The sequence below is a fragment of the Mucilaginibacter sp. Bleaf8 genome (assembly GCF_018390515.1).
Taxonomy (GTDB): domain Bacteria; phylum Bacteroidota; class Bacteroidia; order Sphingobacteriales; family Sphingobacteriaceae; genus Mucilaginibacter.
The window spans coordinates 376727-393717 of the sequence record NZ_JAHBBK010000002.1 but is presented as its reverse complement, the minus strand read 5'-3'; the positions used below and the strand labels follow the sequence as shown (position 1 = coordinate 393717).

The window sequence follows — 16991 nt, the reverse complement described above, 5'->3', positions numbered from 1 at the left end:
AGCTAATTGCTGTGGATATCTATTATTTTGCCTGCTGCCGTATGGGTATTGTAAAACTGAATATAGCTCCCTTATCCTTTTCACTCTCCACCCAAAGGCGGCCCTGATGCTCGTCAATAATTTGCTTGCAGATATACAAGCCTATCCCCATACCCTGAAAAGCGTAGTGCAAATTATCAGCCCGGTAAAAACGATCAAAGATGAGTTCCTGTTCTTCTTTGCTTATGCCCATACCATAATCAGTAATACTAACCGTTACATTTTCAGAGTCACTGTGCAACTTCACGCTTATTTGGCTGGCTTGAGGCGAGTATTTTATAGCATTACTCAGCAAATTAATCAGCACCTGCTCCAATCGTGAAAAATCGGCCTCTACAGTTTGGCCGGTTTGCCCTTCAATACTGATGTGGTGCGTTTGGGTAGCGCTTTGAATAACGGTCACGGCTTCATTAACCAGCTCATCAAAGTCAAATTTAGTATAATGGAAAGCAATATCGCCCGATTGCAGGCGCGCCACTTCCAGCAAATCATTCACCAACCCATCCAACCGGTTAGCTGACCGTACGGCGGCAGAAAGCGGCTCCTGGTATGCATCGTCCTGATTGCGCTTTGCTTTGAGCTGCAACACTTGCAAATGCCCTTTAATGCTGGTGAGCGGCGTTTTCATTTCATGGCTGGCAATGGTGATAAAGTCTTCTTTGCGTTGCTCCATCCGGCGCATATCAGTAATATCCTCTATAGCCAGCAATATGCGATCCTGATATTTGCTTTTATGCATAATTTGCCGGGCGTTGAGCAGTAGCGTTTTTTTACCAATACCTTGAAAACTATAGGTCATTTCAAAACCCTCGAACGGGTTATTGGCAGGCAATACGTTTAAGAGCAGATTCTTTAACTCCGATATATTCCAACTGCTTTCAAAATCGAAAAGCACTTTTCCGATGATCTTGTCCTCCTCTATTTCGAAAAACTTTTTGAAATGCTCGTTAACCGATAGCACACGCATATCCGGATCCAACACCAGCAGGCTTTCGCGTATGGTTTCTACAATACTGGAAAGGTATATTTCACTTTCCTGCAAATCTCTGGTGCGTTCCTCTACACGATCTTCGAGATGTTCTTTTTCATCCTGCAGGGCACCCTCAGCTTCCTTGCGCCGGGTAATGTCATTTTGTATACCGATGAAATGGGTTACGCGCCCCTGCTCATCAGTTACCGGCGAAACGGATAACTGATTCCAGAACGGTGTGCCGTCTTTTTTATAATTCCGTATCTCTACACTTACGTGCTGATTATTTTGCAAGCCGTTTCGTATAATTTCTCGTACAGGTTGCTCCCTTTCCGGCCCTTGTAAAAACCTGCAGTTGTGCCCTATTATCTCCTCATAGGTATATCCTGTAAGCCGCATAAAAGCTTCATTACAATAAATTATAGGATTATCGGGCTGCTGGTTATCAGTTATTACAATACCATCAACAGAAGCATTCAGCGCCTGTTCATACAAATTAAAGGCAGCATTAGAAAAAGGGGTTAGGTTATTGTATTGATCATCCATATCTCTTGTTAATATATCAACGTACCGGCTATTACATATTTCGGTTATATACGTTGGTATAAATATTGCAAACATCAAACCAACACATCTCAGATGATGTAGTTTTTGATATTTTTGAAAAATCAGCTGAAAAGTAAATACCTTGCTAATGCATTATTGAACTACATAAGTTACAATAATTATGTACTGTAAATGCATCATCAAAAAAGTATTGCCGATAGCTATCTTATATTTTAATATTACATGTTTCAAGCCGACCTCACCAACTGCGATCGTGAACCAATTCACATCCCGGGGAAAATACAGCCACACGGTTTTTTAGTAGCTGTAAACCATGACTGCAAAATATTGTACTGCAGTGAAAACGTAACAAGCTTCCTGAATACCAGTGCTGCTTATTTGCTGGGGAAAGAAATTGAGGCTATGGAACACCTGCTTGATGGTACACCAAGCGGTTTTATTCGCCAGGCAATCGGTTTTGCCCGCAGGCGTAAAGATTTCAGGCCTACCAACCCGTATCCGATTGAGATTGCAGATAGCGAGTTCAACATGATTATGAGTGCTATGGACGACTACTTTTTGCTGGAATTTGAACCTGAGGCTTCTGATTTGCAAAGCAATATACAGCAAGCAGTCGGCCGTTCATTATCGGAAATACTGGTTGATAAAAGCTTGTCATTACTGCTTACCAATGCAGCGAAGCAAATTCGCGATATCATTCATTACGACCGCGTAATGGTTTACCAGTTTCATCAGGACGGGCACGGCGAGGTAGTTGCCGAAGCCAGGGATGAAAAGCTGGAAAGCTGGTTGGGCCTGCACTACCCTGCATCGGATATTCCTAAACAGGCACGTGAGCTTTACAAGCTCAATTTAATCCGGCTTATTGCTGATGTGAACCAAGAACCGTCGTCTATATTAACCCTGCCCGAACAGGCCAATGAACCATTGGACATGACCTGTAGCGCATTGCGGGCCGTATCGCCCCTGCACATTCAGTATTTGAAAAATATGGGGGTTGCATCAAGCTTTAGTGTATCCATTTTACACCAGGGAGAGCTTTGGGGACTGGTAGCCTGCCATAATTACACCCCACGTTTTATCAACTATCAGCAACGCGAATCGGCACGTTTGGTTGGGCAGGTACTGTCATCGGCATTAAGCTTCAGGCAGCAAGAGGTTGACCAGCAACGCTCCTTTGAGCTACGCCAAGCTATTGAGCGCATTACCCGCCTGCTTTTAAGAAATATACCGGTTGAAGAAGCCCTGTTTAATCATGATACTACTTTGCAGGATGCTGTTCCATCGGCAGGCGCTGCTTTGCTTTATGAAAACCGGATCAGCACGGTTGGGCAAGTACCCGATAAGAAGTGCCTGGAACAACTGATTGCTTGGATAGGTGAACAGACTTACGACGACATTTTTGAAACCGACCGCTTACCTGAACTGTTCCCGCCGGCAGAAAAATACAGAGACGTAGCCAGCGGCCTGTTGGTATGCCGGCTATCCAAAGAGCTGAAAGAATACCTGATCTGGTTCAGGCCCGAAGTGCTTGCCACCGTAAACTGGGCCGGGAACCCTAACAAACCGGTACAGTACGACGCTAATAACGTAATGCATATTTCGCCCCGAACTTCTTTTGAAGTTTGGAAAGAACAGGTAAACGGAACCGCGCCGGTATGGAGTATGGAAGATATTAAAGCGGCCATGCAATTACGCGACGAGGTGAATTATGCCATTAGCCGTAAGGCAACAGAGCTACGTGTGCTTAACGAGAAGCTGCGCGAGGCTTACGCCGAACTGGACTCGTTTAGCTACACCATATCGCACGACCTTAAAAACCCGTTGACCACCATTAAAAGCTATTCTCAATTAATCGCCCGGCAGGCCGACCTTGAACCGAAGGTGCGTAACATGGCAGACCGGATACAGCAAGGTGCATCAAAAATGCAGGCAATGATTGAGGAGGTACTGCAATACTCGAAAGTTGGGCAGGCCAAACTGCAGATCAAAAACATTGATATGCACAAAATGCTTGACGACCTGCGGGACGGTTTGATGGTAAGTGCACAAAATCCCAATTTGGTATTTAATATAGAAAGCGCCCCTGATATACAAGGCGAAGAAACAATGGTATTCCAGGTTTTCTCAAACCTGCTTAGTAACGCTGTTAAATATTCACAAAAAAGCGAGCTACCTGTGGTGAATGTTAAAGGCTACCAAACCGATACAGATGTTGTTTACGAAATAAACGACAATGGTATTGGCATACCCGAGCAGGAGCATGAGCGGATCTTTGAATTATTTTCAAGAGCCAATGATGTGGAAGGTTTTGAAGGAACTGGTGTGGGCCTCTCTATCGTAAGGCGAATTATGGAAAAGCATCACGGGCGTATCTGGCTGGAAAGCGCTCCGGGGAGCGGCAGTACCTTTTTTGTAAGCTTCCGTCATGAGGTACCGGCACAATTGGTTTAAGATAATCCTGTATACAGTAATATAAAACCTATTTCAAAAGGCGACATTCATTGAGAATGTCGCCTTTTTTGCTTAAAACCGCATTCAGGCTTACCTTACCTAACACAAGCTTAATGCTTTTTTAATTTTATACTACTGATATACAATGCACTACCACTATCGCATCATTTTTATTGCATAAAGGTATTTGAAATGTGTTCTGATTTTGTACTTTTGCTCACGGTTTAAACGAAACGACTTCTAAACCAAGTCAAACAAGTTTTAATTTAATCGGCAATTCATTGACATATAGCAACTTAGTAACAGTTTTACTCTACTAAATAGGCAATAGAAAAAATGAAAAAAAATTTTGCAATTGTAAATAAATAATTATCTTTGCAAACCCTTACGGGATGTAGCGTAGCCCGGTATCGCGCCACATTTGGGATGTGGAGGCCGCAGGTTCGAATCCTGCCATCCCGACGATACCAAAAGCCCTTAAATCATATGATTTAAGGGCTTTTTTGTTTTAGCATATTCTATTCAAGTATTACTATTTTCAGCGTTTATTTGAAAACAGAATTAAAGCGTTTTTACAGGAAATGTTTAAAAAGAGAAATACCATTAGTAAGCTTTGGCTGAAATACACGAATCGCCATCAGTATAAAATTTACAAATGGGAGCTGGATAATTATAAAAACGAACAGATTACCCAATTTTTTACTGGTATAGATATCTTAGACACATCCGAAAAGATAATTAAGCAAGCACAACAAGATGGCTGCCTAAATGTAATGCACAGCGGCAATGCCGGAGACGTAATATATGCGCTTCCAACGGTTAAGAAATTACATGAAATCACAAAAGTACCAATCAACTTGTACTTGAGAACGAATCAGCCGCTGGTATTATCCGGTTACGCCTCTCACTCCATGGGTGCAGTTATGCTGAATGAGAAGACAGTTTCGTTACTGACCCCTTTGCTTAACAGTCAGGAATATATAACTAGTTGTACCATTTACAACGACCAAAAAATTCACATTAACTTCGACATTGTACGGTCAAAAACTATTTCGCTTGGCAGCGGTAATATTGCACGTTGGTACAGTTATTTTACAGGCGTTACGCCCGAACTTTGGAAACAGTGGCTCAAAGTTGAACCTGACACCACCTATGCAAACACTATTGTTTTAGCCAGAAGCGAACGATACCGGAATTCAGCAATCAATTATTCTTTTTTAAAAGAATATAAAAATCTAATTTTCATCGGCGTTAAATCGGAATATGAGGATATGAAGAAACAAATTCCTGATTTAATCTGGACGGAGGTTAATGATTTTCTTATACTTGCCCGGATATTGGCAGGCTGTAAATTATTTATCGGCAACCAATCGTTTCCCTACTCTGTTGCAGAAGCGTTAAAAGTCCCTCGTATTTTAGAAGTATATGCTAAAATAGCTAATGTTGTGCCGGAAGGAGAAAACGCCCACGATTTTTATTTTCAACATCACTTAGAGGGCTTGGTCAAAGAACTCTATTTTCGTCAAGCATAACGTTGATCAGGCCATAATAAAATGTACACGCACACTAAGACAATATCCATCGTTATACCGAACTACAATGGCAGGCATTTGCTGGAACTGTATCTGCCGTTTACTCTCAAGGCTATAAATAATAGCGGCACCCTGTATGAGATTATAATTGTTGATGATTGTTCAAAGGACGATTCAGTTTTCTTTCTACGTGAAAATTATCCTGATATAAGAGTGATAGTAAACGAAAAGAACAGCGGATTTTCTTTTACATGCAATCAGGGTATAAAGGCTGCGCAGATGGAGCTGATTATGCTACTGAATTCGGACATTAAGCTGGCGGCTGATTATTTCGACCATCAATGGAAATATTTCGAAAAGGACGATACATTCGGCGTTATGGGGCGTATCACTGATATGAATGGCCCATCCATTCAAGATGCGGCCAGAATGCCGAAGTTTAATGGCTTTAAGCTTAAAACCGCCTACTTTTATTACCAACCCGAAAATGCGCAAACCTTAACGCTGTACCTATCTGGCGCAAACGCACTTGTAAACGCAAAAAAATTAAAAGAACTGGGTGGATTCAATGAGTTGTTCTCCCCTTTTTATGGTGAAGATTTTGAGCTTAGCCTACGGGCATGGCGATTGAATTGGCGATGCTACTATGAACATCAGTCCGTTTGCGGACATGAGTTATCAGCCAGCACAAAAAACTACAAAACGGCACGTTGGGTTAAAATGATCTACTTCCGTAACAGATATTACTTACACGCGCTTCATTTGCATAAAATGGCGCTCGTTTTATGGTTTTTACAAATTACCCTGATAGATCTGATTCCCAAGATTTTTACAGGCAAGTTCTGGATGCTCAAGAGTTATACTGAATTCTTAAAAAAGTTACCATATATTATTCAACAGAAAAGAGCTTTCAAAGTTCAGATGCGTCAACACCATAGCACCACTTCGGTTAGTGAAATCTTCAAAGAGATTGAAAGTGCTGTTAAAGACAAAAACATGGTTCGTCTTTAAACAAAACCTACTACTTTAATATTGAACACATTGTTTCTAACTATTCTGCTTTTCAAATTTAACCTCACCTATTTTGCCTGATTTCGATAGATAAGCAAACGTAATAGTAAAGCTATACACCCAATATACAGTGTGCTACTTACAAGCGGAAACAATTGAAGGATTTTAGCATTTGCCTGATTATTGGCGTATAGGAATATAATCCAGCCCAATATTATAATGCCATTTAAAGCCCTAAGCTTTATTCGTATAGTATGCAATCTTTTCTCTATACTCTGCTGCGAGTTTATAACATATGGTACAGGCATTGCCACTATAATTTTCCTTTTTATGTTATACCAATAAATACCAACATACAACACCAACATCAGTAGCATACACATAAGCGAAATTGCTTCTCCCCCACTTCCTTGTACAGAAAATAAACCGTTACTTTTTACAACGCTGAAAATAAAGAGCATGTAAGTGCTGAGTATACTGAGATCGCATTGCGCCAGTAATAGATCACATTTAATGTGTTGAAATCGTAAACAAACAGTGGCTTGGTGCGGCTTTTCGGTGAGTTTGCACTTAAAGCCAAAAGGGTCAGCATTCATAATGTTAGATTATTTATAGGATTTCACTTTATTAAGCAGCACCACCGCTAAACGCATACCTAAATCACACAAGATCACGACCCAACTGACAATCAGCCATTTATAGATAGTAGATATTTAAAGCATTGACAATTAATAATCAATTTGAAAACCCTTCTTATCAAAACGGAATGGTATATTTCATATCTACACCCTATTATTTTGGAGGCTAACGTTACCTTTGCTTCACTTAAACATCAACTGATTCTTTATCAGTGCCTGCTATTTATATCAGCCATGAAGCATAAAATAAATATTGAAAGCTGGAACCGCAAAGAGCATTTTAACTTTTTTAAACAGTTTGAAAACCCCTACTATGGCGTTACGGCCAAAGTAGATTGCACCCAGGCCTACCTGCAAGCCAGGCAAGCCGGCGTATCTTTTTTCAATTACTACCTGCATAAAACCATGCTGGCGGTAAACTCGGTGGAGTATTTCCGGTATCGAATTGAGGGCGACGAGGTATATAGCTATGACAGCATCGATGTATCGGCCACTATACTGCGGGATGATCATACCTTCGGTTTCTCAAACATTAAATTCCACGAAGATTTTGATTTGTTTGATGAAGGCCTTAAAGCCGAAATTGAACGGATAAAAAACGCCACCGGCCTGTTTACAACAGGATACCAAGAAAATATTATACATTTTTCGGCCCTGCCCTGGATCGACTTTTCATCCATATCTCAGCCTTTCAGCTTAAAAGCGGCTGATAGCTGCCCTAAAATATCGGTTGGTAAGTTAGTAGATAGTGACGGTAAAAAAGAAATGTCCTTTACCGTATATGTAAATCATGCGCTGGTAGATGGGTACCACTTGGGGCAGTTCTACACTAATCTTCAGGAATTTCTTAATCAGTAATGAGTATTTCACAGAATTTGCGCTTTATGCTGAATAGTTGTACAAATTTTTCATTAACAGTAGTAGCATATCATTAACCATTTGCGTAATGGTATTACTAATGCTAAGAAACTTGTTATGAAAACAACTAAACTATTTGTAACTGCAAAAAGGCCGGCAATGATAATGATGGTGTGCATGCTGGCTGTGTTCTTCTCATCCTGTCTGAAAAACAATGACAATGACTACGCTGCGGCTCCTGCACGGGCGCTTGTATCGGTAGTTAATGCATCACCTGGTTCGCAGGCACTTGATTTTTATCTTGACCAGAACAAGGCGAATAACCAGGCGATGATTTATGGTGACGGCATTGACTACATACAAGCCTATACCGGTAAAAGAACTGCTACCTTTTATTTATCAGGCACGCAGCAAAAAATCAAATCAGACACCCTAACCTTACAGCAAAATCAGTTTTATACGCTTTACCTAACCAACATGCCTGCGCAAGCCGAATACTTTTTAGTGCGCGATTCTATTAACCGCCCGGCTGCTGGTAAAGCTACTATCCGCTTGGTAAATGTAAGCCCTAATGCACCTGCGGTTGATTTGGCTATTAAGAATGGTGCTGTATTAGCCACCAACAAATCGTACAAAAGCGCTTCGGCCTTTATACCGGTAAATGGTAACAGTACTTATACCTTTGAAATCAGGCAAGCCGGCACCAATAATGTATTGGTTACCCTAACAGATGTAAAAATAAAAGGCGATGCAATTTATACCGTATGGCTGCAAGGCCTGAATAACGGTTCGGAGCAGACCAAACTGAACGCCAATATTCAGAACAATGTTCTGTACTATTGATACTGTTAAGATAACACAGAAATGCAAACAGCCCGGGCATATAAACCCGGGCTGTTTGCATATAACATTATAATTTTGCCAGACAGTTTATTTATTTTGTAAGCAAATGCAACCGGCATAACCGGTTATTATTTTACAGCAAACATTAGCTTACCTATTGAGTTAAATATCTGCATGACCTTAAAATCACAACCTAACGCCTGCTTTAACCGGATGCATATACCATGGGCATTGGTTTTGAGTCTGATGGTTATTTTTACCTCATGCGGCCATAACACCAAGGTTAACACTTCATTTTATTTCTGGAAAACGAAATATAAACCGACCGGTACAGAAAATAGCTACTTTAATAAGTTGCATTGCCAAAAGCTATATGTGCGCATTATGGATGTGCATCAGGGTGAGCATGGCGAGCCCGAACCTGTTTCTCCTATAAATTTTCAGTCCCCCGTTGCCGACTCGGTTGAACTCATCCCTGTTGTGTTTATTGTAAATAGCGTACTCTCCCGTCGCACCCAACAGCAGTTGGATGATTTAGCCGGTAAAATTGTAACCTTTGTACAGGGTAAAACCAAGCAGGCCGGTAAATCGCAGTTCAATGAATTGCAAATAGATTGCGACTGGACAAAATCAACCCGTAATAACTATTTTTACTTACTGCAACGTATCAGGCAAAATGCTGCTATGCACCAAAGGGCTTTATCTGTAACCCTCCGGTTGCACCAACTTAAAAATCAGCAAAGCAGCGGCATACCACCGGCCAACCGGGTAATGTTAATGTGCTACAACATGGGTAATTTACGCCAATACGGTTTGCACAACTCCATACTGGAACAAAGTGAGCTCGAAAAATACGCCGGTAGTAACTTGGGCAACTATGCCCTTCCTATCGACGTAGGTCTACCCTTGTTTAGCTGGGCGGTAGTGTTTCAAGACAAGCAATATAAAGGCATTGCTAAAAGAGTAAATCAAGAGGTATTAAAGCAACACCAATGGTTTAATTATACAGGCAACAGCTGCTATAAGGCCAAAACCGACCTGCCTAATTACGGCATAAAAGCAAACGACGAGATACGATGGGAAAACATACCAGCCGCACAATTGCAACAAGCGGCAAAACACTTATCAAAACATCTCCACTCAGACACCATTAACGTAATATACTTTCACTTAGACGAACCTACACTTAAACAACATACTTATGAATCGCTGGAAAAAACTGCTGCTCTATTCCGTTAGCATAATCGGTACTTTTTTCGCCGGGCTTGCAATTATACAAGCCTGTTCTGATGAACCCGATCCTTATGATTATTATACCTCTTTTTTTAACCCAAACATACAGGGTAAAAAAGATTTCGGCTCGTTTTATTTTACCAACTACAGCTTTTTGTACGATGATACTGCACCTGCAAGCGAAGCTACAATTAATGCCAAAGAATGGGCTGCCTATTTAGGTTCATCCGTTAAGCCTGCCGATGCCGAAAAGGTATTGTATCATTTAGATAGTGTAAGCAACGTTCGGTTAGATCAGCATCTGGCGGGTGAAGGAACACCGCTGGCTGATAGCATTGCCGGTAATACGTTTGTAAACGCATTAACTCAACCCAACAACCAACCGGCATTGCAGTATTACCAGTTTGCCCGCTCGGTTGAACCGCTTGCTAATACAAGGTTCGATTTGTGGGATCCGGAACCTATTGACACGGCAGCTCTGGACACTGCCGGCCAACAGGCGCTTACCTATGCGCAAACAGCTAACAACGATTTTTTAAAGCTCCGTTACTTTTATCAGGCTCAACGCCTGATGCATTATGCCAAGAACTTTGAAGGCGCCAATGGCGTTTACGAACAGCATATAGCCAAGCTGCCTTCGCAAAGCCATGTAAAAGGCTGGGCTCTGGCACTCAAAGCCGGCGAAGAGCGTAAACTGGGCGATACGGTAAAAGCAGCTTACCTGTTTTCAAAGGTGTTTGCCAATTACCCCGAGCGCCGTATACAGGCCTATAAAGATTACCAGTTTACCAATGCAGAATTTAATGATATCCTGAAACTGGCTCAAAACAACCAGGATAAGGCTACGTTGCACGCCATTAACGGCTTTGGTAATTCCGAAATTGGAACCGAGGATATGGAAGAAGTTTACAGCAATGATCCGCGCTCGGTAATGACCGGTGTTTTGCTGGTTCGCGAGATCAATAAACTGGAAGAATATTACCTGACGCCCGCCTTAGAAAATAATAACGATGCTACTTATAGCGCAAAAAGCACCATGTTTAAAGCGGCGCAAAGCGGGCAGTCCAAGACAGCTATATGGCCTTTAGCTATAGGCATAGTGCTTATTGCAGCAGGTATAGGTATATACTTTATTATGCGCAAAAAGCAGCAATCAACGGCTAAAAGCAATACACCTTTATGGAGCGCTGCGGCTTTAATTGTAATAGGTGTGATGGGTCTTGGCTGGTACGCTTTTGCCCGAAGCAAAAATCACCAACCCAATACAGCACAGGCTATGCCGCAGGGCAGCTTTTTTGTAAGCCTGCCGGATAGTGTTAAGGCTAAATACGATGCCCATATTGAAAAGCTAAGAAGCTTTTGCACCAAGCTTGCCGGCGATGACCAATACCCCGAACCACAAATAGGCACATTAGCCAATGCTTACCTGTATTTTATCCAGAATAAACCGGATGATGGTATGCAGGAAATTGAAAAACTGGACAAGCAACAGTTGAACGAGGGTATGGACAGTCAGAAACAAATTATTAAACTGCTGTTAACCTCTCAGCAATTAAAAAAGCTTGACAACGTAAATGAGCAGTCGCTTTTGCCGGCTTTGCAGTGGCTGAATAAAAAAGCTACGGCCAATTCTAAAAAGAAAGGTGACTACTATGCAGAATCGGCTGATGATGTGAAAACCTACGCCATTACGCAGCGCAACTTTTATGACCATGTACTGGCTCCGGCCTATTTAAGGCAGGGTGATACCGCCAAAGCTGCGATAGCGTTACTCAAAAGCCAAAACAGTAACCAGATTGCTGGCTCATATAGTTATTATTCTGTAATGAGTCTGCCCGATTTTTGGTATAAGTTTTTACACTCCTCACACCTTACCCAAATTGTAAGCTGGAAACAACATAAGCCGGCAGATGCCTATACGGCCTTTTTAACCAGCGCACTGCAACCAGTAAAAAATGACGACTTGTACGAATTACTCGGTACCAACTATCTTCGCGAACACCGGTACGATCAGGCTGTGCAGACCTTTAAACAGGTTAAAAACAAAAAGCTGTTGGCTACAGCCGTGAGTGACTACTATAACGATAACGCTGTACAGGGTAACCCGTTTGCTTCCCAGGTTAATGATTATCCTAAAAACTTTTCGGGCGAAAAGTATGATAAGCTAAAGTTTGCACAAAAAATGGCTGCGTTGCAAAATCAGCTTAAAGCCAATCCAAAAGATGCGGCAGCATGCTTTCAGTTTGCTAACGGCTTATACAGCACCTCCAACTACGGTAATTCCTGGCCTATGATTTCATACGAGTGGTCGTCGATGGATTACGGACGCAAAAGCATATATGATTACGACGCTGATTATGTCCAGGCATCGTTAGCGGAGCAGTATTACTTAAAAGCGCGTGAAGCAAGCAGCGATCCTGAAATGAAAGCTAAATGTACCTTTATGGCAGCCAAATGCGCCCAAAAGCAATATGTACAACCAGGCTACTCCGACTATGCGGATTATAAAGCTTACGATAAGAAACAGAAAGAATACAATGAGCAGCTAAAAGAGAATAAATATTTCGACGAGCTAAAAGCTTACAAGAATACCAAATTCTATGCCCAAGCAGTAGGAGAATGTACTTACCTGTACGATTTTATGAATAAAAGAAAATAGTGGAATAAAAGAAAGGAGCTAGCGCAATATGCTATTAACCTACAAGTTATAGCAGTATTGTGATAGCTCCTAATATCTAAATAAATAAAACGTTAATTAACCGGCATAGGCAAGGTTACCTTGAATGCCGATCCGGAACCCTGCAGCGAGGTAAGCGCGAAATGCCCGCCATACTCGGCTACCAGTTGCTTTACCAGGCCTAAACCAAGCCCATACCCTATTTCACCGCTTGTGCCGGTAGTTGATTGTAATCCACCATTCAGTATCTCATTCACCTTTTCGGCACTCATACCTACTCCTGTGTCTATAACCGAAAGTTCAAGTAAGGGATGCGGTTCGGCATATTTGTAATCCATATTCAGCGTTACGCGTCCGCCAACCGGTGTAAACTTAATGGCGTTTGAAACCAGGTTGCCGATAATTTGCTGCAGCTTACCCTTGGCAAAAGGCACCAGATTTGTATCCGGCGACAGGTTGATCTGAAAATCTATTCCCTTGTCTTTAACGCGCGGGGTAAACAAATGAGCCACTTTATCTTTTAGCCCTATAAGATTGGTAAGGTGCTCAGGTGCTACATTTGCCGGTGTAGCTTGCGAGTCGCTGTTCAAGATATCACTGGCCAGTTCCAGTACCGAGTTGCCGCTTTGCTCTATCAGCTTCATAAACTCCAGCACCTCCTCCATATCGTTATCCTCGCCCTGCTCGGTTACTACCTTAGCCAAGCCTATAATACCTGATACCGGTCCGCGTATATCATGAGCAACCATGCGCTTTTCATTTTCCAGCTTTCTGTTCTTAGTTTTCAGCAGCTCAATTTGCTTGATACTTTCCAAACGATATACAATAGTTTCGCCCAGCGTTTTAAGCATACTTTTCTGATCAACAGATAAGTGCCGCATCTGACTGTCAAAAATGCAAAGTGAGCCGATAGCATGCCCTTCGGGTGTAATAAGCGGAACGCCGAAATAATATCTCAGTCCGCCGTTGGTTACATATCCGCGCTGACTAAAGCGCGGATCATCGGCCAGGTTTTCCACCTCCAAGCTTTCCGGCTCCTGAATAGTATACTGGCAAACCGTTTCTTCACGATCTGTTATCGATAAATCTATACCCTGTGCACCAATGGTCCATAAATTATAGGCATCAATAAGGTTCACCAAAGATATGGGTGTTGCGGCAATCTGGCTGGCCAGCAATGTAAGATCGTTAAACTGACTTTTCAGTTCATCGTAACTTAAATTGTAATCGGCCAGGGCCTTAATACGTTCCATTTCTGTTTGAGCAGACAGATTCATATTGGTTTTGTGATAGTTTATAATTCGGCAGATGTAACGTTTACGATTCAGCCTTTTCTCTTGTTGATCTTCTTACAGATCATACTCGTTAGCACCCGCTTGCCAGTACGGCTAAAGGAACGCTATAGTTAATTTATAATTAACCCAGCAAACACTTAATTGTTGCAGCAGGACATGGCAACGCTTGGAAATGCATACAAGTAAATGTGTGCTTTAAAAGATCATTGATAACACTTAACATCAAGAGCGCTGCGGTAATATTCTTATTGATTGCCCTGTTTACGCAGATTAGCTGCAAAACGTTGTTATAGGTTATCATATCTTTTCAGTGATTGAAGATCCAACCGTAAGCAGCAGTTATTAATTTTCACCAATAATTTTTTAACCGGCAACAGTATAATATATTTGCTATACCAATTATTAAAGGCCCATGCCTGCGCTTGTTAGCCAATTAGTTTATAAATCCTAATACATTATTTATTGATGCACTTTTACCTGAAAAAGCAGTTGCTGCTTTGCGGCATATTTTTGTTCTGTTGGGTTGCTCCTGTATTGGCGCAAAAAGCCATTACAATTACCGGGGATATGCCCGAACACATCTGTACACGTACAGAAATTGATTACCTGGAAGATGCATCGGGTAAACTATCTGCTCATGAAGCTACATCGGCAAATTATACTGATGCCTACAAACCTAATCCCGATTATTTCCCTAAGAACTTTCATCGTCAGTCGGTCTACTGGTTTCGTATAAAAGTAAATTACACAGAACCATTAGCACCTAACCAAAGCCTGTTCGAATTTTTTGATCAAACCACCCAGCATATTGAGGCTTATATACCTGATACAAAAGGGACGTACCAGAAGGCAAAAACAGGCGCCGGTGAAAGTTTCACAAACCGCCTTTTTCAGCATAAAAACTTTGAGTTTGTAATACCTGAGCGCAACCGGGGGGAACATACCTATTACTTTAGGGTAAGCTCAACCGAACGGGTAAATATTATCATCGTTTATCGCACTATTAGCCATTTTATTCACTATGCCTTAGTTGAGTATATTACCTACGGCCTGTTTTATGGTATGGTTCTGATTTTCTGTCTGCACAACCTGCTTATGTTTTTGGCGGTAAAACTAAAGCAGTATTTATATTATGTATTGTATATTTTGAGTGTAGGCCTTTATGAAATGTGTACCGATGGCATTGCTTTCCAGTTTTTATGGCCACAAGCCCCTCACTGGAACGCTTATGCTTATGGTATTGCCCTGTACTGCGTAAGCCTTTTTGCACTGGTGTTTACCAAAACACTCTTGCAGGTAAAGCAGCGTAATAAGTTGCTATATCAAATTATCAACTACACCATCGCTGCCCGTACATTGTATTTTCTGGTTTGCCTTTTTGCAAACAATAGCTTATTTACCTTCCGGTCTATTGAACTGCTTCCGCTATCTGTAGCCTTTGTTACGGGCATTATCATCTGGAAACAAGGTTTTAAGCCGGCACGTTTCTTTGTGCTGGCCTACTTTTTCCTTTTCATAGGCTTTGTTATTAAAGGATTTTATGTAATGGGTTATGCACGTTTGCTGCCCGGTGCAGTGGGCCATTATAGTATCAGCTTCGGTTTTGTGCTGGAAATGATCTGGCTCTCCTTTTCAATTGGTGACCAGGTGCGGATATTCAGGAAAGATAAGGACCTGGCGCAACAGGAAACCATACGCCAAATGGATCTGAATGCACAGTTGCAGAATTCCATCAACCAGAAACTGGAATTGCAGGTAGCCGAACGAACTAAAGAACTGGTAAAAAAATCCGCCGAAATTGAGCACCAGGCCAGGGTAATTGAATGTCAGAACATTGATCTGATTAATACCAATAAGCAACTCCAAAAGCAAGCCGAAGAAATATCGCGCATGAATGTGCTGTTAGAAAAAGATAACTTTCAACTCAAAACCAGCATCGAAAAAGTTACTGAAGCCCGCATTGATGCCAGAGAACTTACTTTTGAAGAATTTAGCCAGAAGTATCCTGACCGCGAGCACTGCAATGAATTTTTGGCCGGACTGAAATGGGCCAATGGCTATAAGTGCTCCAAATGTGGCAATGCCAACTACAGTACAGGCAGAGCGCCCTACAGCCGGAGGTGCACCAAGTGTTCTTATGAAGAATCGGTAATGTGCAATACCATTTTTGAGAACAACCGTATACCCATCAACAAAGCTTTCTACATAGTTTACCTGATTTATACTACCAAAGGCAACATCTCATCGTATCAGCTGGCCGAAAAATTAGATATACGGCAAAGCACTTGCTGGGCTTACGCCATACGGGTAAAAGGTATTATGGATGATCGTAAAATATTGTCAAAAAGATCAAAGAAGTCAGGCTGGAGCGATCTTATTCTCAAAGGTTAACTACTAATTTATATAGGTTTTACAAAGGCTTTCCGCACATGCAGGAAGGCCTTTTTTATGTTATTCGCAACCAGATTATAAATTGACCATAATGCACTAAGGTAGATAGTGCAGGCGGCAGACCTATTTGCCGAGTTTTACACCGCATATTCGGGTACTGCAACAAAAATCTTCTACTTTTTTACCGTGAACAAAGCGTATTACGCCAGGGTATGCTGCTTTTATCAACCATCGTTTTCGCTATATAAATCAGTTTGTTTTTGATTTACGCCACCGTGCATAAAGCGTATTAACAATCAATACAATTAACTATAAATCAACATTTTACATACTAAATGCCTTGATTTATACATCATCATTACTATATCTTTACATCACCAATTAAACATACCAATTCTTAAAACCAGTAATTATTATGAGACAACGTATCTATGGGCCTACCTATGTACTAACGATTTGATAGGCCTATTAAACAACCACACT

10 protein-coding genes and 1 tRNA gene are annotated in these 16991 nt (G+C 41.5%); 9 read left to right on the top strand and 2 right to left on the bottom strand.

Annotated elements, in window-relative coordinates; all coding sequences use genetic code 11:
* Positions 1-22 precede the first annotated feature (22 nt).
* Positions 23-1555 carry a PAS domain-containing sensor histidine kinase gene (locus tag KHS38_RS10545; protein ID WP_213488524.1) on the bottom strand — a complete coding sequence of 511 codons (1533 nt, stop codon included), beginning with the start codon at positions 1553-1555 and terminating at the stop codon, positions 23-25.
* Positions 1556-1798: 243 nt separating this feature from the next.
* On the opposite strand from KHS38_RS10545, the gene KHS38_RS10540 reads away from it, so the two are divergent.
* From KHS38_RS10540 to KHS38_RS10505, 8 genes are all read left to right on the top strand, one after another.
* On the top strand, positions 1799-4030 hold the full coding sequence (locus KHS38_RS10540) for an ATP-binding protein (protein WP_213488523.1): 2232 nt from the start codon (positions 1799-1801) through the stop codon (positions 4028-4030).
* A 388-nt stretch (positions 4031-4418) separates the two neighbouring features.
* Positions 4419-4492, top strand: a tRNA-Pro gene (locus tag KHS38_RS10535).
* Positions 4493-4611: 119 nt separating this feature from the next.
* A complete protein-coding gene (locus KHS38_RS10530; protein ID WP_213488522.1) occupies positions 4612-5562 on the top strand; it encodes a hypothetical protein in 951 nt (316 codons plus the stop codon).
* Positions 5563-5583: 21 nt separating this feature from the next.
* Positions 5584-6573: a glycosyltransferase family 2 protein gene (locus tag KHS38_RS10525; RefSeq protein WP_283769999.1), complete on the top strand. Its 990-nt coding sequence runs from the start codon at positions 5584-5586 to the stop codon at positions 6571-6573.
* A gap of 872 nt (positions 6574-7445) precedes the next feature.
* Complete coding sequence (locus tag KHS38_RS10520; protein WP_213488520.1) at positions 7446-8069, top strand: chloramphenicol acetyltransferase; 624 nt, start codon at positions 7446-7448, stop codon at positions 8067-8069.
* A 117-nt stretch (positions 8070-8186) separates the two neighbouring features.
* Complete coding sequence (locus KHS38_RS10515) at positions 8187-8912, top strand: DUF4397 domain-containing protein (protein ID WP_213488519.1); 726 nt, start codon at positions 8187-8189, stop codon at positions 8910-8912.
* 174 nt (positions 8913-9086) lie between these two features.
* The gene (locus tag KHS38_RS10510; RefSeq protein ID WP_213488518.1) at positions 9087-10151 is read left to right on the top strand and encodes a hypothetical protein; all 1065 of its coding nucleotides are present in this window, start codon (positions 9087-9089) and stop codon (positions 10149-10151) included.
* On the top strand, positions 10114-12804 hold the full coding sequence (locus KHS38_RS10505) for a flagellar basal body-associated FliL family protein (protein ID WP_213488517.1): 2691 nt from the start codon (positions 10114-10116) through the stop codon (positions 12802-12804). Before KHS38_RS10510 ends, KHS38_RS10505 begins: the two co-directional genes overlap by 38 nt.
* A gap of 92 nt (positions 12805-12896) precedes the next feature.
* Here the strand turns inward: KHS38_RS10505 and KHS38_RS10500 are convergent, their stop codons facing one another.
* On the bottom strand, positions 12897-14099 hold the full coding sequence (locus KHS38_RS10500) for a GAF domain-containing sensor histidine kinase (RefSeq protein WP_213488516.1): 1203 nt from the start codon (positions 14097-14099) through the stop codon (positions 12897-12899).
* Positions 14100-14582: 483 nt separating this feature from the next.
* Between KHS38_RS10500 and KHS38_RS10495 the strand changes: the two genes are divergently transcribed.
* Complete coding sequence (locus KHS38_RS10495; RefSeq protein ID WP_213488515.1) at positions 14583-16508, top strand: 7TM diverse intracellular signaling domain-containing protein; 1926 nt, start codon at positions 14583-14585, stop codon at positions 16506-16508.
* The last annotated feature ends 483 nt before the right edge of the window (positions 16509-16991 follow it).

Excerpts from the sequence above, each read along its gene's own strand:
- KHS38_RS10525 (WP_283769999.1), top strand. The coding sequence starts at position 5,584 with ATGTACACGCACACTAAGACAATATCCATCGTTATACCGAACTACAAT.
- KHS38_RS10510 (WP_213488518.1), top strand. The coding sequence starts at position 9,087 with ATGACCTTAAAATCACAACCTAACGCCTGCTTTAACCGGATGCATATA.
- KHS38_RS10545 (WP_213488524.1), bottom strand. The coding sequence starts at position 1,555 with ATGGATGATCAATACAATAACCTAACCCCTTTTTCTAATGCTGCCTTT.
- KHS38_RS10515 (WP_213488519.1), top strand. The coding sequence starts at position 8,187 with ATGAAAACAACTAAACTATTTGTAACTGCAAAAAGGCCGGCAATGATA.
- KHS38_RS10530 (WP_213488522.1), top strand. The coding sequence starts at position 4,612 with ATGTTTAAAAAGAGAAATACCATTAGTAAGCTTTGGCTGAAATACACG.
- KHS38_RS10520 (WP_213488520.1), top strand. The coding sequence starts at position 7,446 with ATGAAGCATAAAATAAATATTGAAAGCTGGAACCGCAAAGAGCATTTT.
- KHS38_RS10540 (WP_213488523.1), top strand. The coding sequence starts at position 1,799 with ATGTTTCAAGCCGACCTCACCAACTGCGATCGTGAACCAATTCACATC.
- KHS38_RS10495 (WP_213488515.1), top strand. The coding sequence starts at position 14,583 with ATGCACTTTTACCTGAAAAAGCAGTTGCTGCTTTGCGGCATATTTTTG.
- KHS38_RS10505 (WP_213488517.1), top strand. The coding sequence starts at position 10,114 with ATGAATCGCTGGAAAAAACTGCTGCTCTATTCCGTTAGCATAATCGGT.
- KHS38_RS10500 (WP_213488516.1), bottom strand. The coding sequence starts at position 14,099 with ATGAATCTGTCTGCTCAAACAGAAATGGAACGTATTAAGGCCCTGGCC.